This window comes from Pseudomonas sp. LBUM1658 (genome assembly GCF_059716055.1).
In genome coordinates this window covers 4,586,437-4,612,592 of the sequence record NZ_CP166798.1, presented here as the reverse complement: position 1 = coordinate 4,612,592, position 26,156 = coordinate 4,586,437, and the positions used below count along the sequence as shown (strand labels likewise).

At 59.5% G+C, this 26,156-nt stretch carries 20 protein-coding genes; 8 read left to right on the top strand and 12 right to left on the bottom strand.

Translation table 11 applies throughout. The features are described 5' to 3' along the window. Nucleotides 1–279 precede the first annotated feature (279 nt). Genes ccoP through ccoN form a run of 4 tightly spaced genes read right to left on the bottom strand, consistent with a single transcriptional unit; the run spans nt 280 to nt 3,486 of the window. The gene (gene ccoP / locus ACA064_RS21305) at nt 280–1,233 is read right to left on the bottom strand and encodes a cytochrome-c oxidase, cbb3-type subunit III (RefSeq protein ID WP_497669893.1); all 954 of its coding nucleotides are present in this window, start codon (nt 1,231–1,233) and stop codon (nt 280–282) included. Then, complete coding sequence (locus ACA064_RS21300) at nt 1,230–1,439, bottom strand: cbb3-type cytochrome oxidase subunit 3 (RefSeq protein ID WP_497669892.1); 210 nt, start codon at nt 1,437–1,439, stop codon at nt 1,230–1,232. Before ACA064_RS21300 ends, ccoP begins: the two co-directional genes overlap by 4 nt. Before the next feature lie 3 nt (nt 1,440–1,442). Then, nucleotides 1,443–2,051, bottom strand: coding sequence for a cytochrome-c oxidase, cbb3-type subunit II (gene ccoO, locus ACA064_RS21295; RefSeq protein ID WP_497669891.1), 609 nt, complete (start codon nt 2,049–2,051; stop codon nt 1,443–1,445). A 10-nt stretch (nt 2,052–2,061) separates the two neighbouring features. Then, on the bottom strand, nt 2,062–3,486 hold the full coding sequence (gene ccoN / locus ACA064_RS21290; protein ID WP_497669890.1) for a cytochrome-c oxidase, cbb3-type subunit I: 1,425 nt from the start codon (nt 3,484–3,486) through the stop codon (nt 2,062–2,064). 100 nt (nt 3,487–3,586) lie between these two features. Here ccoN and ACA064_RS21285 point away from each other — a divergent pair, with 100 nt between their 5' ends. After that, the gene (locus ACA064_RS21285) at nt 3,587–4,276 is read left to right on the top strand and encodes an alpha/beta family hydrolase (protein ID WP_497669889.1); all 690 of its coding nucleotides are present in this window, start codon (nt 3,587–3,589) and stop codon (nt 4,274–4,276) included. Nucleotides 4,277–4,319: 43 nt separating this feature from the next. On the opposite strand, the gene ACA064_RS21280 is transcribed toward ACA064_RS21285, so the two are convergent. The 4 genes from ACA064_RS21280 to acnA form a co-directional block, all read right to left on the bottom strand. After that, a complete protein-coding gene (locus tag ACA064_RS21280) occupies nt 4,320–5,225 on the bottom strand; it encodes a S1 family peptidase (RefSeq protein ID WP_497669888.1) in 906 nt (301 codons plus the stop codon). 212 nt (nt 5,226–5,437) lie between these two features. Then, nucleotides 5,438–7,003 carry a methyl-accepting chemotaxis protein gene (locus ACA064_RS21275; protein WP_497669887.1) on the bottom strand — a complete coding sequence of 522 codons (1,566 nt, stop codon included), beginning with the start codon at nt 7,001–7,003 and terminating at the stop codon, nt 5,438–5,440. Nucleotides 7,004–7,118: 115 nt separating this feature from the next. Further along, nucleotides 7,119–7,910: a CPBP family glutamic-type intramembrane protease gene (locus ACA064_RS21270; protein ID WP_497669886.1), complete on the bottom strand. Its 792-nt coding sequence runs from the start codon at nt 7,908–7,910 to the stop codon at nt 7,119–7,121. 161 nt (nt 7,911–8,071) lie between these two features. Beyond that, on the bottom strand, nt 8,072–10,813 hold the full coding sequence (gene acnA / locus ACA064_RS21265) for an aconitate hydratase AcnA (RefSeq protein WP_497669885.1): 2,742 nt from the start codon (nt 10,811–10,813) through the stop codon (nt 8,072–8,074). Nucleotides 10,814–11,143: 330 nt separating this feature from the next. Here acnA and rlmM point away from each other — a divergent pair, with 330 nt between their 5' ends. Together rlmM and tusA are read left to right on the top strand one after the other, a co-directional pair. Then, nucleotides 11,144–12,217: a 23S rRNA (cytidine(2498)-2'-O)-methyltransferase RlmM gene (gene rlmM / locus ACA064_RS21260; RefSeq protein ID WP_497669884.1), complete on the top strand. Its 1,074-nt coding sequence runs from the start codon at nt 11,144–11,146 to the stop codon at nt 12,215–12,217. A 234-nt stretch (nt 12,218–12,451) separates the two neighbouring features. After that, nucleotides 12,452–12,703, top strand: a complete 252-nt coding sequence (gene tusA / locus ACA064_RS21255) for a sulfurtransferase TusA (RefSeq protein ID WP_497669883.1) — start codon at nt 12,452–12,454, stop codon at nt 12,701–12,703. On the opposite strand, the gene ACA064_RS21250 is transcribed toward tusA, so the two are convergent. Further along, complete coding sequence (locus tag ACA064_RS21250) at nt 12,700–14,109, bottom strand: MATE family efflux transporter (RefSeq protein WP_497669882.1); 1,410 nt, start codon at nt 14,107–14,109, stop codon at nt 12,700–12,702. The genes tusA and ACA064_RS21250 overlap by 4 nt on opposite strands. A gap of 190 nt (nt 14,110–14,299) precedes the next feature. Here ACA064_RS21250 and pdxB point away from each other — a divergent pair, with 190 nt between their 5' ends. Then, a complete protein-coding gene (pdxB, locus tag ACA064_RS21245) occupies nt 14,300–15,448 on the top strand; it encodes a 4-phosphoerythronate dehydrogenase PdxB (protein WP_497669881.1) in 1,149 nt (382 codons plus the stop codon). 180 nt (nt 15,449–15,628) lie between these two features. On the opposite strand, the gene ACA064_RS21240 is transcribed toward pdxB, so the two are convergent. Continuing rightward, the gene (locus ACA064_RS21240) at nt 15,629–15,808 is read right to left on the bottom strand and encodes a PA1571 family protein (RefSeq protein WP_497669880.1); all 180 of its coding nucleotides are present in this window, start codon (nt 15,806–15,808) and stop codon (nt 15,629–15,631) included. Between the two features lie 268 nt (nt 15,809–16,076). Between ACA064_RS21240 and ACA064_RS21235 the strand changes: the two genes are divergently transcribed. Then, complete coding sequence (locus tag ACA064_RS21235) at nt 16,077–17,852, top strand: ABC transporter transmembrane domain-containing protein (RefSeq protein ID WP_497669879.1); 1,776 nt, start codon at nt 16,077–16,079, stop codon at nt 17,850–17,852. Nucleotides 17,853–17,999: 147 nt separating this feature from the next. Here the strand turns inward: ACA064_RS21235 and ACA064_RS21230 are convergent, their stop codons facing one another. Next, nucleotides 18,000–19,919, bottom strand: a complete 1,920-nt coding sequence (locus ACA064_RS21230; RefSeq protein WP_497669878.1) for a transglycosylase SLT domain-containing protein — start codon at nt 19,917–19,919, stop codon at nt 18,000–18,002. Nucleotides 19,920–20,131: 212 nt separating this feature from the next. Here ACA064_RS21230 and ACA064_RS21225 point away from each other — a divergent pair, with 212 nt between their 5' ends. Beyond that, complete coding sequence (locus ACA064_RS21225) at nt 20,132–22,045, top strand: ATP-binding cassette domain-containing protein (RefSeq protein WP_497669877.1); 1,914 nt, start codon at nt 20,132–20,134, stop codon at nt 22,043–22,045. A gap of 188 nt (nt 22,046–22,233) precedes the next feature. Here the strand turns inward: ACA064_RS21225 and ACA064_RS21220 are convergent, their stop codons facing one another. Continuing rightward, nucleotides 22,234–22,671, bottom strand: coding sequence for a universal stress protein (locus ACA064_RS21220; protein ID WP_497669876.1), 438 nt, complete (start codon nt 22,669–22,671; stop codon nt 22,234–22,236). Between the two features lie 103 nt (nt 22,672–22,774). Between ACA064_RS21220 and ACA064_RS21215 the strand changes: the two genes are divergently transcribed. Next, on the top strand, nt 22,775–23,212 hold the full coding sequence (locus ACA064_RS21215; protein WP_497669875.1) for a hypothetical protein: 438 nt from the start codon (nt 22,775–22,777) through the stop codon (nt 23,210–23,212). A gap of 769 nt (nt 23,213–23,981) precedes the next feature. Further along, nucleotides 23,982–26,129, top strand: a complete 2,148-nt coding sequence (gene fadB / locus ACA064_RS21210; protein ID WP_497669874.1) for a fatty acid oxidation complex subunit alpha FadB — start codon at nt 23,982–23,984, stop codon at nt 26,127–26,129. The last annotated feature ends 27 nt before the right edge of the window (nt 26,130–26,156 follow it).

Sequence of the window (26,156 nt, the reverse complement as noted above, 5' to 3'; positions counted from 1 at the left end):
AGATGTAACCGGGTGTGTTGAAACCAGGGGTCAGCTGGCAGACGGTAACGTGCCCGACAGCCGTTATAAACCGGCCTTTGCGGCCTGTCCATCGAGCACAATCGTCGAACGCATCGGTTACAGTTAGCCGTGGCCGGCGCGTGCCGGTCCACCAACGGGAAAGCTTAGACCCGAATCTTGAGACTGGGAAGACGTACTTTTGGAGGGTGCGACACTTGGTCGCAAAGGGGCAGGAAACTGCCGCATCCTGAGCGGATGCGGCAGCGAAACAATTGACGGTTACTGTTTCTTGTCCAGCGCAAGCTCTCCTTCGAGGGTAGCGCCCTGAGACAGGCTGTACACGTAGGCTGCCAGCAATTGCACCTTGTCATTACCGAGTAGCTCGGTCTGTGCTGGCATATGGCCTTGACGACCATGGCGAATGGTCTGTTGCAGTTGTGCCAAGCTGGTGCCGTAGATGAAGCCGGCGGGTTGCGTCAGGTTCGGCGCGCCCATGGCTTGCACGCCTTGCCCGGCAGGACCGTGGCACGCTACGCAGGTGGTGCTGAACGCTTGCTGTCCGGCGTGCAGATCGGCACTGCTGTCGGCAGGCAGTGGCAGGCCGGCCAGTTCATGGCGCACATAAGCCGCGACATTCTTCACGCCGTTTTCACCGAGGATTTCGCCCCAGGCCGGCATGGCCGCCATGCGTCCACCCATGATGGTGGTCTTGATGGTGTCGGCGTTGCCGCCCCAGCGCCAGTTGCTGTCGACGAGATTCGGGAAGCCGAACGCGCCCTTGGCATCCGAGCCGTGGCAAACCGCGCAATTGGAGGCAAACAAACGACCGCCCATTGTCAGTGCTTGCGGGTCTTTAGCGACATCTTCCAGGGGCATGGCCGCGAATTTGGCGAAGATCGGCCCAAATTTGGCATCGGCCTTGTCCATTTCCTTTTCCCACTCATGCACACCGGTCCAGCCGTTTTCATAACCCGGCAGGACGCCTTTCCAATTGCCCAGGCCGGGGTAGAGGATCAAGTAACCCACGGCAAACACCAAGGTACCGGCGAACAGCATGAACCACCACTGCGGCAACGGGTTGTCGTACTCCTCGATGCCGTCGAAGCTGTGGCCCATGGTCTGGTCGACGCTGCCCTTGGTTTCGCCCTTGCGTGTACTGATCAGCAGCCAGGTCAGACCGACGAGGCTGCCGATGGTCAGTACGCAGATCCATGTACTCCAGAAGGTGGTCATGGCCGAATGCTCCTTGTTGCAGGTTGGGCTTCATCAGGTTGAAGGGTGGCCGTGCCCGGTTCGTCGGCAAACGGCAGCAGCCGCGCCTGGGCGAACTCGGGGTTGCGCTTGGCGTTGAACACCCAGAGCGACAGGCCGATGAAGGCGATCATCACCACTAGCGTGCCGAGGCCGCGGATCATTCCACTATCGAGTTCAAAACCCATGGCTCACCTCTTGCTCTTGATCGCAGTGCCAAGCACTTGCAGATAAGCGACCAGTGCATCCATTTCGGTCTTGCCCTTGAGCGTGTCGCTGGCGCCGACAATATCGGCGTCGGTGTACGGGACGCCCAGGGTACGCATGGCGCGCAGCTTGGTTTCGGTGTGGCTGCTGTCGACCTGGTTGTCCACCAGCCATGGATAGCCGGGCATCTTCGATTCCGGCACCACATTGCGCGGGTTGTACAAGTGCGCGCGGTGCCAGTCTTCGGAGTAGCGACCGCCGACCCGGGCCAGGTCCGGACCGGTGCGCTTGGAGCCCCACAGGAACGGGTGATCCCAGACGCTTTCCCCGGCCACCGAGTAGTGCCCATAGCGCTCGGTCTCGGCGCGGAATGGACGGATCATCTGCGAATGGCAACCGACGCAGCCCTCGCGGATATAGATGTCGCGACCTTCGAGTTGCAGCGCGGTGTAGGGCTTCATGCCTTCGACCGGCTTGTTGGTCACGTCCTGAAAGAACAGCGGGACGATCTGGGTCAGACCGCCGATGCTCACGGCCAGGACCATCAACAACAGCAGCAGGCCGACGTTTTTTTCGATTGTTTCGTGTTTCATGACGGACTCCTCAGGCGATCTGCGCCGCAGCGACGGCTTCGGCAGGCTGGGCTGCGCGCACGGTGCGCCAGGTGTTGTAGGCCATCAGCAACATGCCGCTGAAGAAGATCGCACCACCCACCAGCCGCACGATGAAGCCTGGGTGGCTGGCCACCAGGGTTTCGACGAAGGAGTAGGTCAGCGTGCCGTCTGCGTTGACTGCGCGCCACATAAGGCCCTGGGCGATGCCGTTGACCCACATCGAAGCGATGTACAGCACAGTGCCGATGGTCGCGAGCCAGAAGTGCGCGTTGATCAGACCGACGCTGTGCATGGCCGGACGGCCGAAGATTTTCGGGATCATGTGGTACAGCGCACCGATCGAGATCATCGCTACCCAGCCCAGAGCGCCGGCGTGTACATGGCCGATGGTCCAGTCGGTGTAGTGGGACAGCGCGTTGACCGTTTTGATGGCCATCATCGGCCCTTCGAAGGTCGACATGCCGTAGAACGCCAGGGACACCACCAGGAATCGCAGGATTGGGTCACTGCGCAACTTATGCCAGGCACCAGAGAGCGTCATCATGCCGTTGATCATCCCGCCCCAGCTTGGCGCCAGCAGGATCAGCGACATCACCATGCCCAGCGACTGTGCCCAGTCCGGCAGCGCGGTGTAGTGCAAGTGGTGTGGGCCAGCCCATATGTAGAGGGTGATCAGTGCCCAGAAGTGCACGATCGACAGGCGATAGGAATACACCGGACGCTCGGCCTGTTTCGGCACGAAGTAGTACATCATCCCGAGGAAGCCCGCCGTGAGGAAGAAGCCCACCGCGTTGTGGCCATACCACCACTGAACCATGGCATCAGTCGCACCGGCATACACCGAGTAGGACTTGGTCATGCTGATCGGCAACTCCATGTTGTTGACCAGGTGCAGGATCGCCACGGTGATGATGAATGCACCGAAGAACCAGTTACCGACATAGATGTGCTTGGTCTTGCGCTTCACCAGTGTGCCGAAGAACACCACGGCGTAAGCGACCCAGACGATGGTGATCAGGATATCGATCGGCCATTCCAGCTCGGCATATTCCTTGGAGCTGGTGTAACCCAGCGGCAGGCTGATGGCCGCCAACAGGATCACCAGTTGCCAGCCCCAGAAGCAGAACGCGGCGACTTTCGGCGCAAACAGCTGCGTCTGGCAGGTGCGTTGTACCGAGTAGAAGGACGCCGCGAACAGTGCGCAGCCGCCGAAGGCGAAGATCACTGCGTTGGTGTGCAGCGGGCGCAGACGCCCGAAGCTGGTCCACGGCAAATTGAAGTTGAGTTCCGGCCAGACCAATTGGGCAGCGAGAAAAACCCCGAGCCCCATACCGACGATGCCCCACACCACCGTCATAATGGCGAATTGGCGGACCACCTTGTAGTTATAGGCGGTACTGATAGAAGTGTTCATGGTTCCCCATCCACGGTTCAGCTGAAGTGAAAGCGACTGCGCACGGCAACGGCGCGTCCACTTCTTCTGGAGTTATAGGCAGACTAAATGCGAGGTAAGCATGGGCAAAGAGCACAAGGCCAGTATTGACCGGGATCAATGGCTGCGGTGTGTGACGGAACACGGCTGGCTGTGGAATGCCGCGCAACCAACGGCGGCCAAAGCCGATCCGCGCACGCTGATTCTCGCCCACGGTGCCGGTGCGCCGATGGACAGTGGTTTCATGAACGACATGGCTGCGCGCCTTGCCGGGCATGGGGTCAACGTGTTGCGCTTCGAGTTTCCCTACATGGCCCAACGACGCCTGGACGGCGGCAAACGCCCACCCAACCCGGCACCGAAACTGCTGGAATGCTGGCGCGAGGTGTATGCCGAGGTGCGGCGCCATGTCGCTGGGCGCCTGGCCATCGGCGGCAAGTCCATGGGCGGGCGCATGGCCAGCTTACTGGCGGATGAACTGGCGGCGGATGCACTGGTGTGTCTGGGGTATCCGTTTTATGCCGTCGGCAAACCGGAAAAGCCGCGCGTGGCGCATCTGGCCGAGCTCAAGACCCCGACCTTGATCGTGCAGGGCGAGCGGGATGCATTGGGTAATCGTGTGGCGGTAGAAGGCTATGAGTTGGCGCCGAGTATCGAGGTGTATTGGCTGGTGGCGGCTGATCATGATTTAAAGCCGTTGAAGGCATCGGGGTTTAGTCATGAGCGGCATTTGCAGTCAGCGGCGGAGAAAGTAGCCGGATTTCTTCTGTGACCTGTGGCGAGGGAGCTTGCTCCCGCTGGGCTGCGCAGCGGCCCTAAAACCTGTAAACCGGTAACGAATAACGGGTATTCGCCATTTTGCTCAGTTCATCATTCAATAGCGCGTGGTTCTGCTCTCCCAGGAAAAGACAGGTGTTGGAGGTTGTTGACAGTTTTTGCGCGGAAATAATCTCGGAAATAATCCTCGCCACCTTCTCATTGCTCAGATCTACATAAAATGCAGGGTCAGCAGTGATGCCGCATCCGTGACCAGCGCTCACCACACCCACCTGGAGGAATCGCCCACGCTCAATCTTCAAGAATAAAGGGCCACCGGAATCACCGATGCACGCATCCTTGCCAACTTCTCCGCCCGCACACAAAAATGCTTCCCAGGTCGAGACTCGGCAATCGATGCCATGAGAAACGTACGGAACTTCAATCTGGTGTAGGCGGTCTGGATACTTGCCGTCCGGCATCCTGCCCCATCCTGTCGTAATAAAATAACTTCCCGGTTTTCGATATTCTTTATCGTTGTCTGGCATGGAAATCGGAACTACGCCCGTCACTTCCTTATCCAGTTTTAATACCGCCATATCCATCACTGAATTCCAATACACTCGTTGTATTGCATTGCGTACGTGGCCTTGGTTTTCATTGCTGCGTACGGTGCGACCAATCCAGACCTTGGTGTCGGGTACAAACTTGACCACGCACTGTGCGGCTGTTAATACCAGGTTCGGCGCGATCAAAGTCCCTCCACACTGAGTGTTGTTGGTGTTATTCGGGTTGGTGATTATGTACGCCATGAATGGATATTCTGCATCCGCCACCTCGGACGCACCGAAGATTGGTGGACGAGGACTGCTCTCATGAAAGTAAGCGCTTTTTTGCACAAGCAACAAAGCGCTAATCCCGATAGTGCCAATCAACAAAGCCAACCCGACGATTTTTGTTTTCATGCCCATTCTCGCGGTCTGATAGAGAGGGTTTGAAAGTTGTTGTACGGGAGTGTTGTAGTCTTTTAGTTTTTGGTCAACTGTCAAAGTTGACAGTTGACTTGCTTTTTTTTAGTTGGTGAGTGTTTGTTTCGAAGAGATAAGACAAGGAATAAAAAAGCCTCGGTGTTTGGCCGAGGCTTTGTGTTCTGTGAGGTTTCTTGTCAATAGAGCTGTCAGCGGTTAAATCGCTCCACCAACGAATACTGGGTATTCGCGGTTTTGGTCAGCTCCTCACTCAACAGCGCCGAGTGTTGAGCCTGTTCCGAAGTCTGGTCCGCCAACTGCGCAATGGTGCTGATATTGCGGCTGATCTCTTCGGCCACGGCGCTTTGTTCTTCAGTGGCGGCGGCGATCTGAGTGGTCATATCGGTAATGTGGGCTACCGCTTCGCTGATTCCCACCAGCGCCTGGTCGGCCTCGAGCACTCGGGCGACACCTTCTTCGGCCTGGCGATGGCCGGCGTCCATCGTTTGCACGGCGGTGTTGGCGGTCTGTTGCAGCTTGGCGATCAGGCTGTGGATCTGCCCGGTGGACTCGCTGGTGCGTTGTGCCAGTTGCCGCACTTCATCGGCAACCACCGCAAAACCGCGACCCATTTCCCCGGCGCGGGCCGCTTCGATGGCTGCGTTCAGCGCCAGCAGGTTGGTCTGGTCGGCGATGCCTTTGATTACATCCACCACGCCGCCGATTTCATTACTGTCCTTGGCCAGTTGGGTCACGGTGGCGCCAGTTTCGCCGACCACCACCGACAGGCGCTGGATGGCCTCGCGGGTTTCACCGGCAATGTCACGACCGCGGCTGGTCAGGCGATTGGCTTCCTGGGTGGCATCGGCGGTGCGCTGCACGTGGCTGGCGACTTCCTGGGTGGTGGCTGCCATCTGGTTGACGGCGGTCGCAACCTGCTCTGTCTCCACCCGCTGGCGCTCAAGCCCGGTTGAGCTCTTGTGCGCAAGGGCATCGGATTGGCGTGCTTGCTCATTCAGGTGCTCGGCAGTGTCCTGCAGTCGGGTCAGACAGGTTTTCAGACGGGCTTCCTGGCTGAGGATGGACATCTCCAGGCGTGCCTGGTCGCCGCGGCTGTCGGTGTACATCTGGGCGATCAGCGGGTCCGAGGTGGTCTGTTCGGCAAGGCGCAGCAAACGTTTGAGGCCGCGCTGCTGCCAGCTCAACCCGAGCAGGCCCAGCGGCACCGAAAGCCCCGCCGCGAGGGCGAAGCCCCAATGGGAATTGAGCCAGATTCCAATCAGGAAGCTCAGCTGGCTGACCAGGATGAACGGCAGCCAGTCTTGCAGCACCGGCAGCCACTTATCGCTTTGCGGGATAGCCGACTTGCCCTGGTTGATGCGTTGGTAGAGCGCTTCGGCGCGGCGGATCTGTTCGGCGGTGGGTTTGACCCGTACCGATTCGTAACCGACTACCTGATTGCCTTCGAACATCGGTGTGACATAGGCGTTGACCCAATAGTGGTCACCGCTCCTGCAGCGATTCTTGACAATGCCCATCCACGGCAAGCCTTGTTTCAGAGTACCCCACATATGTGCGAACACCGCGGCCGGGACGTCAGGGTGACGTACCAGGTTATGCGGCGCCCGGACCAGTTCCTCGCGGGAATAGCCACTGATTTCAACGAACGCGTCGTTGCAGTAGGTGATCACGCCTTTTGCGTCGGTGGTGGAAATCAACCGTTGCTGAGCGGGGAAAGTGCGTTCACGTTGTGTGGTGGGCTGGTTATTACGCATGTTGTTATCAATCCGCAAGGCTTTGTCAGGTTGTCGGCGCTGGTAGGGATTTATTGAGAATATTTTTCAATAGTCAGCGTTGCGCCACATGGGCACCTGTCGATCCAAAAAACGGTTACCCGGCCAACATCGGGTAAGTGAACAATCCGAAGTGCAGCAGGTTCAAACCGAAATGCGTGGCCACCGCCGCGCCCAGTCCCCCAAAGCGATAGGCCAGGCCATAGCCGACTCCGGCAATGCTCGCCAGGAACACCCATTGCCAGCCGGCACCCAGGTGAGCCAGGCCGAACAGCAGCGCAGCGAGTAGCAGGGCGAGGTGTTCGCCATAGAGCAGCTGTCTGAAACGCTGGCTCAAGCCGCCCTGTATGTAGCCACGAAACAAGGCTTCCTCGACCAGGCTCACCAGCAGCAGGTTGTTCAGCACCCAGAGCTGGGCCTGGTCGGGCCACTTCGGCGCCCACTGGATGATCCCCAGCAGCAGCGCACCACCGAGGGCGGCCAGTGCCGTCAGGCTCAAGGCCAGGGCGCTGGTATACAGCGCCTGACCCAGGGAGCGCCGACCGACGATCCATGGACAGATCAGCAGCAGCCAGAAGCCTATCAGTGGCTTGTCAAGATTGAGGTACATCGAGAACGGTACGGCGTCATCGGTGAAGCGTTCGAGGCCAATGACCCTCGCGCTATAAAAACCCGGCAGCCAATGCAAGGCCAGGGCCAGGGCAAGAAGCACAAACACTGCGTGACCGAGATAGCGGCCATAACGGTGATGTTGTTGCAGCACAGCAAAACCGGCGAGCAGCAGCAAGGTGATGGCGATGCTCGCCTGGACATCCAGTTGTCCGTAGGTGAGTGCGAGGACGTAACCGGCAGTGAGGAATGTCAGGTACGGCCAGGGCAAAGCGAGCATGTGAAGTCCTTGTGGCTGAAATTCCCGGAGGCGTCATGCCTGGGCAATTTATACACCTGCGATCCGTGCTGAAGTTTGCGAACTTTGGAGCGTGATTATAGAGACGCCCACCACCCAAACAAAAACACCGCCCAAGAGGACGGTGTTTTATGGGTGACGCCTTATGAGGCGATCAATTGCCGCAACACGTAATGCAGGATCCCGCCGGCCTTGAAGTACTCCACTTCATTCAAGGTATCGATCCGGCACAACACTTCGATTCTTTCGCTGCTGCCATTTTCGCGGGTAATGATCAGGCTCAGGTTCATTCGCGGTTGCAGATCGATGCCGGTCAAACCCTGAATGGCCAGGGTTTCCTTGCCGGTCAGTTTCAGGCTCTTGCGATTCTGGTCGAGTTTGAACTGCAGCGGTAACACGCCCATGCCCACCAGGTTGGAGCGGTGGATCCGCTCGAAGCTCTCGGCGATCACCGCTTTGACGCCCAACAGGTTGGTGCCCTTGGCCGCCCAGTCGCGGCTCGAGCCGGTGCCATATTCCTGACCGGCGATCACCACCAGCGGCGTGCCACTGGCTTGATAACGCATCGCGGCGTCGTAGATCGGCAGTTTTTCTCCAGTGGGGATGTAGATTGTGTTGCCGCCTTCTTCGCCGCCAAGCATTTCATTGCGGATACGAATGTTGGCGAAGGTGCCGCGCATCATCACCTGGTGGTTGCCGCGACGCGAGCCATAGGAGTTGAAGTCCCGCGGTTCCACGCCTTGTTCGCGCAGGTAGCGGCCGGCCGGGCTGTCGGCCTTGATGTTGCCGGCCGGGGAGATGTGATCGGTGGTTACCGAGTCGCCGAGCAGCGCCAGAATTTTTGCGCCCTTGATGTCGGTGATCACCGGCAAGGGGCCAGTGATATCTTCGAAGAACGGTGGATGCTGGATATAAGTAGAGTCTGGCTGCCAGACGTAGGTCGCGGCTTGCGGGACTTCGATCGCTTGCCACTGTTCATCGCCGGCAAAGACTTCGGCATATTCCTTGTGGAACATTTTGGTACTGACCTGGGCCACCGCGTCGGCGACTTCCTGGCTGCTGGGCCAGATGTCGCGCAGGTACACCGGCTGGCCCGCGGAGTCGGTGCCCAATGGCTCGCTGCTGATATCGGTCCGCACGGTGCCGGCCAGGGCATAGGCCACCACCAGCGGCGGCGAAGCCAGCCAGTTGGTTTTCACCAGCGGATGCACCCGGCCTTCAAAGTTACGGTTGCCGGACAGCACCGAGGCGACGCTCAAATCCGACTGTTGAATGGCTTTTTCGATCGGCTCCGACAAGGGGCCGGAGTTGCCGATGCAGGTGGTGCAGCCATAGCCGACCAGGGCGAACCCGAGTTGATCGAGGTAACGGGTCAGGTCCGCGGCCTTGTAGTACTCGGTGACGACTTTGGAGCCAGGGGCCAGGGAAGTCTTGACCCAGGGTTTGCACTTGAGGCCTTTCTCCACGGCTTTTTTCGCCACCAGTCCGGCCGCCATCATCACGCTGGGGTTGGAGGTATTGGTGCAGGAAGTGATTGCGGCAATCACCACTGCGCCATTTTTCAAGCGGTAGGTCTGGCCTTCGTAGTGGTAATCCGCTTCGCCGACCAGATCGGCGCTGCCCACTGCGACACCACCGCCGCCTTCGCTTTCCAGGCGGCCTTCTTCTTTACTGGTGGGTTTGAATTGCAAGCCGAGGAAGTCGGTAAAGGCCTGGGCGACATTTGGCAGCGAGACCCGGTCCTGGGGACGTTTCGGCCCGGCCAGGCTAGCCTCGACGCTGCCCATGTCGAGCGCCAGGCTGTCGGTGAAGATCGGCTCCTTGCCGGGTAGACGCCACAGACCCTGCGTCTTGCTGTAGGCCTCCACCAGTTTCACGGTTTCGGCTGGGCGGCCGGACAGGCGCAGGTACTCCAGGGTTATATCGTCCACCGGGAAAAAGCCGCAGGTGGCGCCGTATTCCGGGGCCATGTTGGCGATGGTCGCGCGATCGGCCAGCGGCAGGTCGGCGAGGCCATCGCCGTAGAATTCAACGAACTTGCCGACCACGCCTTTCTTGCGCAGCATCTGGGTTACGGTCAGCACCAGGTCGGTGGCGGTGATGCCTTCCTTGAGCTTGCCGGTAAGCTTGAAACCGATCACTTCCGGAATCAGCATCGACACCGGTTGGCCGAGCATCGCCGCTTCCGCTTCGATGCCGCCGACGCCCCAGCCGAGCACGCCGAGGCCGTTGATCATGGTGGTGTGGGAGTCGGTGCCGACCAGGGTGTCGGGGAAGGCGTAGGTACGGCCGTCCTCATCCTTGGTCCAGACCGTGCGGCCGAGGTACTCGAGGTTGACCTGGTGGCAGATGCCGGTGCCCGGCGGCACCACACTGAAGTTGTCGAAGGCGTTCTGGCCCCAGCGCAGGAACGCATAACGTTCGCCGTTGCGCTGCATTTCGATGTCGACGTTTTGTTCGAAGGCGCTGGAACTGGCGAACTTATCGACCATCACCGAGTGGTCGATCACCAGGTCCACCGGCGACAGCGGGTTGATCCGCTGCGGGTCGCCACCGGCCTTGGCCATGGCCGCGCGCATGGCGGCCAGGTCAACCACCGCGGGCACGCCGGTGAAGTCTTGCATCAGCACCCGCGCCGGGCGGTACTGGATTTCCCGGTCGGAGCGGCGCTCCTTGAGCCAGGCGGCGATCGCCCTGAGGTCGGCGCCGGTGACGGTTTTTTCGTCTTCCCAGCGCAGCAGGTTTTCCAGCAGGACTTTGAGCGACATCGGCAGCTGGTCGAGGTCGCCGAGGGACTTGGCGGCCTCCGGAAGACTGAAGTAGTGATAGGTCTTGTCGTCGACTTCTAATGTCTTAAGGGTTTTCAGGCTATCAAGGGACGGCATTGAATGACTCCTTTTTAGTCCGCACGGCTACGGAGGTGACGGGACGGGCAGAACATTAAACCTAGCCCTGTTTGCTGCTTGTGGCTAATAACCGGACGCTATGGACAGGTCCAGAGTTCCGAACTCGGCTATCATGCGCCGGTTTTCGTGACAGGCTTTGCTTCAGGGTAGGAGCGAGCTTGCTCGCGATGGACGTTAACGATAACGCGTGTTTTCTGAATACACGCGCCGCCCTTGAGTCCATCGCGAGCAAGCTCGCTCCTACAGGGTTAGGGCAAGCCTAAGCGTCGCGCAGTGGCTGAATTTCTCGCCAACTGCCCAGGAGTATCAATGAACACCCTCTTTATGCATTGCCGGCCGGGCTTCGAAGGCGAAGTCTGCTCCGAGATATCCGAACACGCTGCGCGGCTGAATGTCGCCGGTTATGCCAAGGCCAAGACCAGCAGCGCCTGCGCCGAGTTCGTTTGCACCGAAGACGATGGCGCCGAGCGGCTGATGCGCGGCCAGCGTTTCGCCGAGCTGATCTTCCCGCGGCAATGGGCCCGCGGGATGTTTATCGACTTGCCGGAAACCGACCGGATCAGCGTGATCCTCGCGCAGATGGCGGCGTTTCCAACCTGCGGCAGTCTGTGGCTGGAGGTGGTGGATACCAATGACGGTAAAGAGCTGTCGAACTTCTGCAAAAAGTTCGAAGGCCCGCTGCGCAAGGCGCTGACGGTTGCCGGCAAGTTGGTGGAAGATCCCAGCAAGCCTCGGCTGTTGCTGACCTTTAAAAGCGGTCGCGAAGTGTTTCTCGGCCTGGCGGAAAGCAACAATTCGGCGATGTGGCCGATGGGCATTCCGCGCCTGAAGTTCCCCCGCGATGCGCCAAGCCGTTCGACGCTGAAGCTGGAAGAGGCCTGGCACCACTTTATCCCTCGCGATCAGTGGGACGAGCGCCTGCACAGCGACATGACCGGCGTCGACCTGGGTGCCGCCCCCGGTGGCTGGACCTGGCAGCTGGTGAATCGCGGCATGCTGGTGACCGCGATCGACAATGGCCCGATGGCTGAGAGCCTGATGGACACCGGGCTGGTCCAGCATCTGATGGCTGACGGCTTTACCTTCAAACCCAAGCAGCCAGTGGACTGGATGGTCTGCGACATCGTCGAGAAACCGGCGCGCAACGCGGCGATGCTGGAGGAATGGATCGGCGAGGGGCATTGCCGTGAAGCGGTGGTCAACCTCAAGCTGCCGATGAAACAGCGCTACGCCGAAGTGAAGCGCTTACTGGAACGCATCGCCGACGGGTTCAAGGAGCGCGGCATTCGGGTCGAGATCGGCTGCAAGCAGCTGTACCACGACCGTGAAGAAGTGACCTGTCATCTGCGCCGGCTGGATGTGAAGAAACCGAAATCCCGTTGAGGCCAGTTGCCCTAAAAGATCGCAGCCTTCGGCAGCTCCACACCGACCGCGTACACCTGCAATGTTGTGGGTGCTTGCAGTCCCCTGTAGGAGCTGCCGCAGGCTGCGATCTTGGCGGTGCAGCCTTCGCTGAATACCTTGAGGCATGTCGATGTCCTGCCGGTTTCTGCTGACTGGCGGGTGACCAAACCCCCCGTTTTGCGCGACAATGCCGGTCAGTTTCAGGAGTGAAGTATGAGTGAAATGATCGATACCCCTGTCGACGGCACCCTCGACGCCACTGGCCTCAATTGCCCGGAGCCCGTGATGATGCTGCACCAGCACATCCGTGATCTGGTGCCCGGCGGCTTGCTCAAGGTGATCGCCACCGATCCCTCGACCCGTCGCGATATCCCGAAGTTCTGTGTGTTTCTCGACCATGAACTGGTCGGGCAACAGGAAGAGGCAGGCACCTACCTCTACTGGATTCGCAAGAAGCTGGTTTAACGCGCCGAACGGCTGATGCGGATTTGCTTGCGTGCGCTGCGCGTCAGGCGAATCGACAGCATCAGCGCCGCGCAACTCAAGCCGACGATCAATCCCTGCCACAGCCCGCTCGGGCCGCTGGGCGTACCGAGCCAGTCGGTCAGGCCGAGAGCGTAGCCCACCGGTAAGCCAATCCCCCAGTAAGCGAACAGCGTCAGGATCATCGTCACCCGGGTGTCCTGATAACCGCGCAAGGCGCCGGCCGCGGTCACCTGAATCGCATCCGAGAACTGGAACAGCGCCGAGTAGATGATCAGCATCGATGCCACCTGAATCACCATCGGGTCGGCGGTGTAGATGGTTGCAATGTGCTCGCGCAGCAACAGCATCATGCTTGCCGAGATGCAGGCATAGGCCAGCGCCGTGCCCATCCCCACGCCCGCGGCAAAACGCGCTTCACGCGGCTGTTCACGGCCCAGTGCCTGACCGACTCGCACAGTCACGGCCATCCCGAGGGAGTAGGGGATCATGAACACCAGCGAGCTGAAGTTCAGGGCGATCTGGTGCCCGGCGACCACGGTGGCACCGAGGCTGCCGATCAACAGGGCAATCACCGCAAAAATGCTCGACTCGGCGAACACCGCGATGCCGATCGGCAAACCTATGCTCAGCAGGCGTTTGATCACCGTCCATTGCGGCAGATCGAAACGGCTGAACAGCTGACTCGACTGATAGGCCGGCGCCCAGCGGGTCCAGCCGGCCATGCCGAGCATCATTACCCACATCACGATTGCCGTGGCCCAGCCGCAGCCGACGCCGCCCATGGCCGGCACGCCAAAGTGGCCGTAGATGAAGATGTAGTTCAGCGGAATATTCAGCGCCAGCCCGCACAGGCCCAGGACCATGCTCGGACGGGTGCGGCCCATTCCATCGCTGAAGCAACGCAGCACATGGTACAGCGCGACGGCCGGCAAACCGCTGGCGATCCCGCGCAGGTATTCCATGCACGGGCCGATCAGTTCGGGGTCGACCTTCATCACATGCAGAATCGGCTCGGCATTGAACAGGATCAGCGTCGCCATCAAACCGACCACCAGGGCCAGCCACAATGCCTGGCGGACAATCGGGCCGATCTCGCCGTGATTTCCAGCGCCGAAGCGTTGCGCGACTTTAGGGGTGGTTGCCAGCAGTGTGCCGGTCATCAACAGGAACACCGGCACCCAGATCGAGTTGCCCAGCGCCACCGCCGCCAGATCCCGGGGCCCGACGCGACCAGCCATCACTGCATCGACGAAACCCATGGCGGTGGTCGCCAGCTGCGCGATCATGATCGGCAGGGCCAGGCTGAGCAGGTTACGCAGCTCGAGACGAACCCGGGCAGGGCGGTTCAGGGAAGTAGCGGCAGGGCTGTCAGTCACGGAGTTCACAAGCGAAGCGTCCAAAGGTATTGATGCGCAGGGCGGCGCATTCTACGCCTTGACGCAATGGTCAGGAAAATTCCTGTGTTGGGGATTTGTAAACTGCCAGCCTTGGCGCCGGTCCCTATACCTCCGGGATTGATCGGATGTACGCCGTACCATGTGCGCTTATACTGCGGCTCCGCGAAAGGAGCCTGCCATGTTGATTGTTGCCGACGAAAATATCCCGCTGCTCGATGACTTCTTTGCCGGTTTAGGTGAGATTCGCCGTCTCCCCGGCCGCGCCATCGACCGTGCCGCCATCGAGGAGGCCGAGGTGTTGCTGGTGCGCTCGGTGACCAATGTCGACCGCGAGCTGCTCGAAGGCAGCAAGGTGCGTTTTGTCGGCACCTGCACCATTGGCACCGACCACCTGGATCTCGATTACTTTGATCGGGCCGACATCAGCTGGTCGAGCGCTCCCGGGTGTAATGCCCGCGGCGTGGTTGACTACGTGCTTGGCAGTCTCTTGACCCTGGCAGAAATCGAAGGCGCCGACCTCACTCAGCGCACTTACGGCGTGGTCGGTGCCGGTGAAGTGGGCGGACGGCTGATCAAGGTGCTGCGATCCCTGGGCTGGAATGTGCTGGTCTGTGACCCGCCACTCCAGGCGGTGGAAGACGAGGGCTATGTCAGCCTGGAGCAGATCATCGAGCGGTGCGACGTTATCAGTCTGCACACCCCGCTGAGTAAAACCGGCGACCAGCCGACCTGGCACTTGTTCGATAAAGCTCGTTTGAATCAACTCAAGCCCGGCACCTGGCTGATCAACGCCAGTCGTGGTCCGGTGGTGGATAACACCGCACTGCGCGAAGTGCTGCTACAGCGCGAAGACTTGCAGGCGGTGCTGGATGTCTGGGAGGGCGAACCACAGGTCGATGTGGCGCTGGCGGATCTTTGCGTGATCGCAACTCCGCATATCGCCGGTTACAGCCTTGACGGCAAACAGCGCGGTACGGCGCAGATCTATCAGGCGTTTTGCACCTTCCAGGGGCGGCTGCCTCAGGTCAGTCTCGATGATCTGTTGCCGGCGCCGTGGCTGGCTGAGGTCAGCCTGAATGCCGACAGCGATCCGGCCTGGGCGTTGGCCATGTTGTGTCGCGCAGTCTACGACCCGCGCCGCGATGATGCGGATTTTCGTCGCAGCCTGGTAGGCAGTGTGCAAGAGCAGCGCACCGCGTTCGATGCCTTGCGCAAGCATTATCCGCAGCGGCGGGAGATCGATGGGTTGAAGGTGCGTATTGAGGGGGATTGGCCGGCATTGCGGCAGATTGTGGCGGCGCTTGGGGCTGTGGTTGCTCAAGACTGAGTTGGCGCTATCGCGAGCAAGCTCGCTCCCACAGGGGATTTGTGGTGTACACAAAATGTGTGTACGACGCGGTCAACTGTAGGAGCGAGCTTGCTCGCGATGGGGGGCGCAGCACCCCCAAAAAAAGCCCATAAAAAACCCGGCATCAAGGCCGGGTACAAGAAGAGTTGAGGCTATTTGTCAGTCTTGCTTCGCAGGCTTGACCAATCGCTGTTCCAGTTCGCGGCATGCGCTCTGGATCATATCTTCAGTGATCGGTACTTCGCGCCCTTGAGCGTCGATAATGGAGCATCCCAGAGATTGGTCTGGCTGGGTGCGGATCACTTCAATCTTGTCATCGCTACTGTGTTGCAAGGACATGGCCTGTCTCCTCATCAGGTTGTGTTCTTACTATAACGCCGCCAGGTGACCACGTTGTGACAGTTCCCTGCGTGGCAGCAAAGCGGTATCACCAGTCCATCAGATATAACTACAAACTTCCACCCGAACTTTAGACCAATAACATCTAGGTTCTAGTGTCAGAGGTCATATTTAACCTCACTCATTCTGATTTACAGAGTTTCAGCCGATGAGCGGGTGTAGGCTTGGCTGCACTTATCCCTTTTGGTGGTGCTTTTGGATGGTTTTCATGCTCTCTGCCACTCAACGCCGTGCAATCCGCCTGGCCACTCACTTTGTCGCGCCGTACCGCTGGCAGGCACTCGGCGCCTTGCTCGCGTTGATTGTCACGGCGGGTATCACCTTGTCCATGGGGCAGGGGATCCGGCTGCTGGTGGATCAGGGTTTCATGACCCAGTCTCCGCAACTGCTCAACCAATCCATCGGCCTGTTTCTGTTGCTGGTAGTTGGGCTGGCAGTGGGCACCTTTGTGCGTTTCTATCTGGTGTCGTGGATCGGCGAGCGCTGCGTCGCGGATATCCGTCGACAAGTGTTCAATCATTTGATCTACCTGCACCCGGGGTTTTACGAGAACAACCGAAGTTCGGAAATCCAGTCGCGGTTGACCACTGACACCACGCTTTTGCAATCGGTGATCGGCTCTTCGCTGTCGCTGTTTCTGCGTAATGCCCTGATGGTCATCGGCGGGATTGTGTTGCTGTTTATCACCAATCCCAAGTTGACCAGCATTGTGGTCGTTGCCTTGCCGCTGGTATTGGCGCCGATCCTGATTTTCGGGCGGCGGGTACGCAGCCTGTCGCGCCTGAGCCAGGACCGTATCGCCGATGTCGGCAGCTATGTGTCCGAAACCCTCGGCCAGATCAAGACCGTGCAGGCTTACAATCATCAGCCGCAGGATGAACAGCGCTTTGCAGTGACGGTGGAAGAGGCCTTTATCACCGCCCGCCAACGTATCGTCCAGCGCGCCTGGCTGATTACCCTGGTGATCGTGCTGGTGCTGGGGGCCGTCGGGGTAATGCTCTGGGTCGGCGGCATGGACGTGATCGCCGGGCGGATCAGCGCAGGCGAACTGGCCGCGTTCGTTTTTTACAGCCTGATCGTCGGCAGCGCCTTTGGCACCTTGAGCGAAGTGATCGGCGAACTGCAGCGCGCGGCCGGGGCCGCCGAACGGATTGCCGAGTTGTTGCGTTCGGAAAACATCATCCAGGCGCCAACCACCGGGGTAATCAAATTGCCCGAGCGGGTCGAAGGCAATCTGCTATTGGAGGATCTGCGTTTTTCCTACCCGTCGCGGCCTGAAAGCTATGCCATCGACGGCCTGAGCCTGACCATCAAGGCCGGCGAAACCCTGGCGCTGGTCGGGCCTTCCGGAGCGGGCAAGTCGACCATCTTTGACCTGTTGCTGCGTTTTTATGACCCGCAGCAGGGCCGAATACTGCTCGACGGGCAGCCCTTGACCCGGCTCGATCCACTGGACCTGCGCCGCTGCTTTGCCCTGGTCTCGCAGAGCCCGGCGCTGTTTTTCGGCAGCATTGAAGAGAATATTCGCTACGGCAATCCATCGGCGACCTTCGCTCAGGTCGAAGAGGCCGCACGGATTGCCCACGCCCACGATTTTATCCTGCAGATGCCCCAGGGCTACCAGACCCACCTTGGCGACGCAGGCCTCGGTCTCTCCGGCGGCCAGCGGCAACGCCTGGCAATCGCCCGGGCGCTGCTGGTCGATGCACCGATCCTGCTGCTGGACGAAGCCACCAGCGCCCTCGATGCCCAGAGCGAACACCTGATCCAGCAAGCGCTACCCAGCCTGATGAAAAACCGCACCACCCTAGTCATCGCCCACCGCCTGGCCACCGTGAAAAACGCCGACCGGATCGCCGTAATGGACCAGGGAAAGCTGGTGGCGATCGGCACCCATCAGCAACTGATCGCCAGCAACGCGTTATATGCACGGTTGGCGGCGTTGCAATTTAGTGATGGGCATGAGGCCTTGGAGAAAGGCTGATTAGAGCTGGACCGACCAAGTAACCGTCTAAGTAACCGACCAAGTAAAATGCCACAAAAAATGCCCGCTTCTCTCGACGCGGGCATTTTTTTACGGCTTCAGACAAACCGCTTGCAGCTTGCAGCTTGCCGCTTGCCGCTGCTCCCCTCATTGATCATCAAAATACCGCTCATGCCAGTCCACCAGTGGTTGCGGGGAGTTGAGTTTCTGGCCGTAGATGACTGAGTAGGACAATACGTTCTGCACATACTGGCGGGTTTCGTCGAAGGGGATGCTTTCGACCCAGACGTCGAAACTCAGGTGATCGGCACCGCGCAGCCATTGGCGTACGCGGCTGGGACCGGCGTTGTAGGCGGCGGAGGCGAGCACGCGATTGCCGTTGAACTGGCTGTGGACCTGGCTCAGGTAAGCAGCGCCGAGCTGGATGTTTTTATCCGGATCCAGCACCTGCTGCGGCGAGGCCAGGGGAATGCTGAATTTGCGTGCGGTTTCCCTGGCGGTGCCGGGCATCAGTTGCATCAGGCCGGTGGCACCGACACCGGAGCGGGCGTCGGCCATGAAGGCGCTTTCCTGGCGGGTGATGGCGAATACCCAGCTGGAATGCAGGCCACGGACCTTGGCTTCGCGCACCAGGGTTTCGCGGTGGGCCATCGGGAAGCGGATATCCAGGTCATCCCAGTATTTTGCCTGGCTGATGGTGCGGATCGCCGGGAAATACCACTTCAGGTCGTAGGCCAGTTTAGCCTGGGCAACCATTTCGTCCCGGTTGAAATGCCGGCTGACGTGATACCACTCGCGGCGGCCATCGACGATTTGCCCGCGGGCATGGAATTCCAGGGCGCGACGCACGCCCGGCGTGTTGCGCACCTTGTTGATCAGCTGCTGGCTAAGCACCAGAGGCGAGTTGTTCAGGTGGTAGGGCGACTGGGTGCGGTCGGCGGCCAGGAAGCCATAGAAATCCCGTTCCCGGGCCAGGCCTTTATAGAGTACCTGCGCCTCCGGATTCTGCGGTTGCGCCAGTTCCAGGCTGCGGGCTTGCCAGTACCGCCAGCGGTTGGTGGTGGCCAGGTCCTGGGGCAGTTTGCGGGTCAGTTGATAGGCGTCGTCCCAGCGCGCCAGGCGCAACAACAGGCGCAGGCGCCACTCGGAGACGGTGTTGTCACGCAGCTCCGGATCGTATTTGGTCATCACGTCCAGGGCGCGGCTGTCGAAACGCCGGGCCAGGGTCAGACCGATTTCCCGGGCGATTGCCACTTTTTCGTCACGGGAGAAGTGCATGCTGCTGGCATAACCGTCGAGCAGCGCCAAGGCCTTTTCCGGATCCTGCCGTGCCAGGCGTCGCAGGCCCAGGCCGACCACGTCGGACATGGCTTCATTGGCCGGCGTGAAGCGTGACGGCTGGTCGAGCAGTTGCGGTTTCTCTGAGACGTCGATCAGCAACCGGCCCTGGGGGGCGAGGGTGGTCAGGCTGTTGACCAGGTTGTTGGCCAGCGGATAGTTGCGGGCGTCGGCGGCCAGTTTGGCGCGTTGCCAGCGTTTTTGCTCGGTCAACTGGCCTTCGGCGGCCCACTGAGCGAACAACCCATCGCAGGCGGCGGGTTGGGTTTTGCCGGTCAGCCAGAGCTTTTCGGCGTTGGCGTAACCTGCGGTCTTGAGGTTGTGGCCGAGCTGATACTGGCCATACAGGCAGTCCAGTTCAGTGAAATTGAGCTTGGGATCATAGTATTTGACGAACGGTTGCCAGTCGCCGCGCTCGGCCAGCCAGCGCAACCAGCGCAGTTTCATCCAGTTGGCTTGCGGCAGGTCACCGTGCTCGGCGAGAAACTTTTCGATCTCGGCGTTGCTGGCGGTTTTCAGCCGGTAGGTCAGCTCGTCGTAAGCCAGGTAAGGTTCCAGCGGATAATCGCGCAGTGCCTGGCTGTAACGGAAATACGGGCCCGAATCACCCTTGGCCAGGGCGCGCTTGGCTTCATCGTAATACTGGCGTTGTTGAGATATATCTGCTGCCTGGACGGCACTGGCAGAAAGAATTAAACAGGATAAAAAGCTGAAAATGCGGCTGCGCATGATACGTCCGGGCAGAGAAAACGTGACGGGTGCCGACGGTGTCGACACTGATTAGCTGTAGCTTAGCCTTTTGCCAGCAGCCGGCGAAAGCTTTGCCAGCTTGCCGGTACAAGTTCCGGGTAAATGTTGTTCAGGGTACTTCGAAGTTGAAATTGCCGGCCTTCTGAGGCCCCAAATCAGGTAGAATGCGCCCCCGGTTTTTGGAGAAGCTCATGACCCTGCTCAAATTCAGCGATGTGTCCCTTGCATTCGGCGCTATGCCGTTGTTGGACAAGGTGTCCTGGCAGATCGCCCGTGGTGAGCGGGTGTGCATCATCGGCCGCAACGGCACTGGCAAATCCAGCATGATGAAGCTGGTCAAGGGTGACCAGAAGCCCGACGAGGGCTCCGTCTGGCGCGCGCCAGGGCTCAAGATCGGCGAATTGCCGCAAGAATTGCCACTGGCCGACGAGCGGACCGTGTTCGACGTGGTTGCCGAAGGTCTGGACGGTGTCGGTGAGTTGCTTGCGCAATATCACCACCTGAGCCAGAACATCGTCACCGACGCTGACCTGGACAAACTGATGCACGTCCAGCACGACCTCGAAGCCCGTGACGGCTGGCGCTTGCAGCAATTGGTCGACAGCACCCTGAGCCGCCTGCAATTGCCGGCCGACAAGACCCTCGCCGAATTGTCCGGCGGCTGGCGTCGTCGGGTCCTGCTGGCCCAGGCGCTGGTGTCTGAACCGGATCTGCTGCTGCTCGACGAACCGACCAACCACCTGGACATCGGTGCGATCGCCTGGCTCGAAGAGGCGCTGAAGGATTTTCAGGGTGCCGTTCTGTTTATCACGCACGACCGTTCCTTCCTGCAGAACCTGGCGACCCGGATCCTCGAACTGGACCGTGGCGGCCTGATCGACTGGAACGGCGACTACGCCAGCTTCCTGGTCCACAAGGAAGCCACCCTGGCCGCCGAAGAGACCGCCAACAACCTGTTCGACAAGCGCCTGGCCCAGGAAGAAGTGTGGATTCGTCAGGGCATCAAAGCCCGTCGCACCCGTAACGAAGGCCGCGTCCGCGCCTTGAAAGCCCTGCGTGTAGAACGTAGCGAGCGCCGTGAGCGCACCGGCAAGGCCAACATCCTGCTGGACACCGCCGACAAGTCCGGCAAGCAAGTCATGGTCCTCGAGAACGTTAGCTTCGCCCACCCGGACGGCCCGTTCCTGATCAAGGACTTCTCCATGGTCCTGCAGCGCGGCGATCGTATCGGTCTGCTCGGCGCCAACGGCACCGGCAAGACCACCTTGCTGAAACTGATGCTCAGCGGCTTGCAGCCAACCAGCGGCACGATCGAAGAGGGCACACGGATCGACGTGGCCTACTTCGACCAGTTGCGTCATCAACTGGATCTGGAAAAAACCGTGATCGACAACGTCGCCGAAGGTCGCGACTTTATCGACATCGACGGCCAGAGCCGCCACGTCCTGAGCTACCTCGGCGACTTCCTGTTCAGCCCGCAGCGTGCCCGCACGCCGGTCAAGGCGCTGTCCGGTGGCGAGCGTGCCCGTCTGTTGCTGGCCAAGCTGTTCAGTAAGCCGGCCAACCTGCTGGTACTCGATGAACCGACCAACGATCTCGACGTCGAAACCCTCGAGTTGCTGGAAGAGGTCTTGCTGACCTTCAAAGGCACTGTGCTGATGGTCAGCCATGACCGGGCATTCCTCGACAACGTGGTCACCAGCACCCTGGTCTTCGAAGGTGAAGGCAAGGTTCGTGAATATGTCGGTGGTTATCAGGACTGGATTCGTCAGGGCGGTTCGCCGCGTCTGCTGGGCGTGACCGAAAACAAGTCCGGCAAAGCCGAGTTGGCCTCCGCTGTTGTCGCGCCAGTGGCTGCCGCCACTGCACAGGACTCACCGGTGGCCAAGAAGAAGCTCAGCTACAAGCTGCAGCGCGAGCTGGAAGGCTTGCCAGGCGAGATCGAAGCCAAAGAGCAGAAGATTGCTGCGGTCGAGGTCGAAATGGCTGATTCGGGCTTCTATCAGCGTCCTGCCGCGCAAACAGCGGCGGTAATCGCTCAATTGGAGCAATTGCAGGCTGAGCTGGAGACTTTGGTCGAGCGTTGGGCTGAGCTGGATGCCTGATTGATCCGACGGCAATAAAAAAGCCCGGCCTCACTGATGTGAGCGCCGGGCTTTTTGCAGAGACACAAATCAACTGTAGGAGCAAGCTTGCTCGCGATGGACGTTAACGATAACGCGTGTTTTCTGAATAAACGCGCCGTCCTTGAGTCCATCGCGAGCAAGCTCGCTCCTACAGGGGAGGGGTGGGTTCAGCTTTTGATCAGGCGCACCGCCAGCACATCGCAAGGCGCGCCGTGCAGTACGTCGTTGGCGGTGGAACCGAGCAGCAATGCCAGGCCGTGGCGGCCGTGGCTGCCGACGACGATCAGGTCGCATTCCTGTTCCTTGGCCAGGTGATGGATCTCCTGGCGTGGCTGGCCGTAAGTCAGGTGACAGTTGGCCCTGCTGGCCTCCGGATATTTCAGAATCAAGCGATCGAGCCGTTCTTTGGCCTGGTCAAACTGCTGTTGCTGCAGTTGCGAAAGGTCCATTGGAACGTCGCCACCAAAAGCCATGGCCATGGGCTCGACGATGTGCACCAGTGAGAGTTTGGCGCCATTGCTGACGGACAGTTCACGAGCGCGCTTGATGACAGGGTCGCATTCTTCAGTGAGGTCGACTGCGACCAGGATGTGTTCGTAGGGCATGGAAGGCACTCCAGAGGATTGCGATATCGGTAAGTATGGCTGGTTTCAAGCAGATTGGATTTAGTGCGGCGAAATCCGCTCATCAAGAATCGGGAGTACACATATGACGGTCTGGATAGTGGTGTCAATCCTTGCGGTGGTTCTGAGCCCTCTGGCCTGGTTGCGCCCGTCGCGCCAGCAGAGCGGGCGGATGGCCCTGCGCATGGAGGCGCGACGCATTGGCCTGGCCATGCAGCTGGCGCCTCAGGAGTGGCCACACTGGCTGGAGCCCGAGCCGCCAAGCCCTTGCGCGCAATACCACCGGCCTCGGCGCAGCGTTAAGTCGAGGTGCTGGTGCTACTGGCAGACCGCGCCGGGTGTCTGGGTCAATCAATGGCGGGAAGTGTGTGAAGATGAAAGCTTGCTGGAGCATTTCAAGAAGTTACCGGGCAACGTGTTCAAGATCGAAGCCGACCAGCAAATGATTGCCTTGTATTGGGGTGAAAAGGGCGAATCGAGTGTTTTGCAGGATATTGCAGCGGTCCTCAAAGGGCTGGCCTGAAGCCCGGTTTCCTGTGGGAACGGGGCTCTCGCGGATGTACCCCGATCCAATGTGGGAGCTGGCTTGCCTGCGATATAGGTAGTCCGTGCCTTTCTCTAGAGGGTGTACATATCCATTCCTGCGGTAACGGCCACTAAGCAGATCATCTTTGGAATGATCAAATCGGGCCAACCCTTTGACCCGAAACTTGCGCTTGCCCGGTGAGAGTTAAGACGGTATCTACGGGGGATTGGGTTGATTTCGAGGGATTGGCGGGCAATAAAAAGCCCGACATTCAATCATCGGGCTGGAGTTGGCCAGGCAGGCCGGAAATTTGGTAAATCGCTACGGCAGTGTTGCGTGGCGCTGATCTTACCCTTGGCATTCGCTCAAGGTGTCATGTTTTTGTTGCGGTCCCCGCCAGCTTAGCTTGAGAAAGCCAGGGTCGGTGCGGGTTAGGGCGACTTTTCTAATTTTTGACTTTATGAATGCTCAACCATGCACCCGCATGTTGCTGGCCTTCCCGGCGCTGAAGTGACTGCAAAGTCGCGTTTCAACCAGCATTTTGGGCGATTGACAATTGTCTGAAATTCCGTGAAGGTGGCGTACCCAAATCAAACGGGCGTATGAATTGAGCGTTTGTATTACAGATCGCTCCTACAGAATCCCGACTATCGCGTTGGCGGGTGTGCCTGGCGGATCGGCGTAGCATCGACGGTAACGTCAATGCCGAGCCAGAAGTTAGCGTCCGACGTGTACTGTTCAGCTTCCATATCGTGGAGATCAGTTGATGATTTACGAAGGTAAAGCCATCACGGTTAAGGCTCTTGAAAGTGGCATTGTCGAATTGAAATTCGACCTCAAGGGTGAGTCCGTCAACAAGTTCAACCGTCTAACCCTGAACGAACTGCGTCAGGCCGTAGACACCATCAAGGCAGATGCTTCGGTCAAGGGAGTGATCGTCACCAGTGGCAAGGACGTATTCATCGTCGGCGCCGACATCACCGAATTTGTCGAGAGCTTCAAGCTGCCTGATGCAGAGCTTGTTGCCGGTAACCTCGAAGCCAATAAAATTTTCAGCGATTTCGAAGACCTGAATGTTCCGACCGTAGCCGCGATCAACGGCATCGCTCTGGGCGGCGGTCTGGAAATGTGCCTGGCGGCGGACTACCGCGTCATGGCCACTACCGCCAAGATCGGCCTGCCGGAAGTCAAACTAGGCATCTACCCGGGCTTCGGCGGTACTGTGCGTCTGCCACGGATCATCGGTGCCGATAACGCCATCGAGTGGATTGCCGCCGGCAAGGAAAACCGTGCCGAAGACGCACTGAAAGTCGGTGCAGTCGACGCTGTGGTCGCTCCAGAGAAGCTGCAGGAAGCTGCGCTGAACCTGGTCAAGGGCGCCATCAGCGGCGAATTCGACTACAAGGCCAAGCGTCAGCCAAAGCTGGAAAAGCTCAAGCTCAACGCCATCGAACAGATGATGTCGTTCGAAACCGCCAAAGGTTTCGTCGCCGGCCAAGCGGGGCCAAACTATCCGGCACCGGTCGAAGCAATCAAGACTATCCAGAAAGCCGCGAACTTCGGTCGTGACAAGGCGCTGGAAATCGAAGCTGCAGGTTTCGTCAAACTGGCCAAGACTTCTGCCGCGCAGAGCTTGATCGGTCTGTTCCTGAACGATCAGGAACTGAAGAGAAAGGCCAAGGCCTACGACGAAGTCGCCAAGGACGTGAAGCAGGCTGCCGTACTCGGCGCCGGCATCATGGGTGGCGGTATCGCTTATCAGTCGGCGTCCAAAGGCACACCGATCCTGATGAAGGACATCAACGAACACGGTATCGAGCAGGGTCTGGCGGAAGCCGCGAAACTGTTGGTTAGCCGCGTCGATAAAGGTCGCATGACCCCGGCGAAAATGGCCGAGGTGCTCAACGGCATTCGTCCGACCCTGTCCTACGGTGATTTCGGCCACGTCGACCTGGTGGTCGAAGCGGTCGTCGAGAACCCGAAGGTCAAACAGGCAGTTCTGGCCGAAGTCGAAAACCATGTCAAAGAGGACACCATCCTCGCTTCGAACACCTCGACCATTTCCATCACCTTGTTGGCCAAGGCCCTCAAGCGTCCGGAAAACTTCGTCGGCATGCACTTCTTCAATCCGGTGCACATGATGCCGCTGGTGGAAGTGATTCGTGGCGAGAAGTCCAGCGAACTGGCCGTTGCCACCACCGTTGCCTACGCCAAGAAAATGGGCAAGAACCCGATCGTCGTCAATGACTGCCCGGGCTTTTTGGTCAACCGCGTGCTGTTCCCGTACTTCGGCGGTTTCGCCAAGCTGGTCAGTGCCGGTGTGGACTTCGTCCGTATCGACAAGGTCATGGAAAAATTCGGCTGGCCAATGGGCCCGGCCTACCTGATGGACGTGGTCGGCATCGACACCGGTCACCACGGTCGTGACGTCATGGCTGAAGGTTTCCCGGACCGCATGAAGGACGACCGTCGTTCGGCCATCGACGTGCTCTACGAAGCCAAGCGCCTGGGTCAGAAAAACGGCAAGGGCTTCTACGCCTACGAGACCGACAAGCGCGGCAAGCAGAAGAAGGTTGCCGATCCGTCGGTACTGGAAGCGCTCAAGCCTATCGTCTTCGAACAGCGTGAAGTGACCGACGACGACATCATCAACTGGATGATGATCCCGCTGTGCCTGGAAACCGTGCGTTGCCTGGAAGACGGCATCGTCGAAACCGCCGCCGAAGCCGACATGGGTCTGGTCTACGGTATTGGTTTCCCTCCATTCCGTGGCGGTGCGCTGCGCTACATCGATTCGATCGGGGTTGCAGAATTCGTTGCCCTGGCTGACCAGTACGCTGATTTGGGCGCCCTGTACCACCCGACCGCGAAGCTGCGTGAAATGGCCAAAAACGGCCAGAGCTTCTTCGGTTAAGCGCCCACACTAGAGCGAGAGTGAACT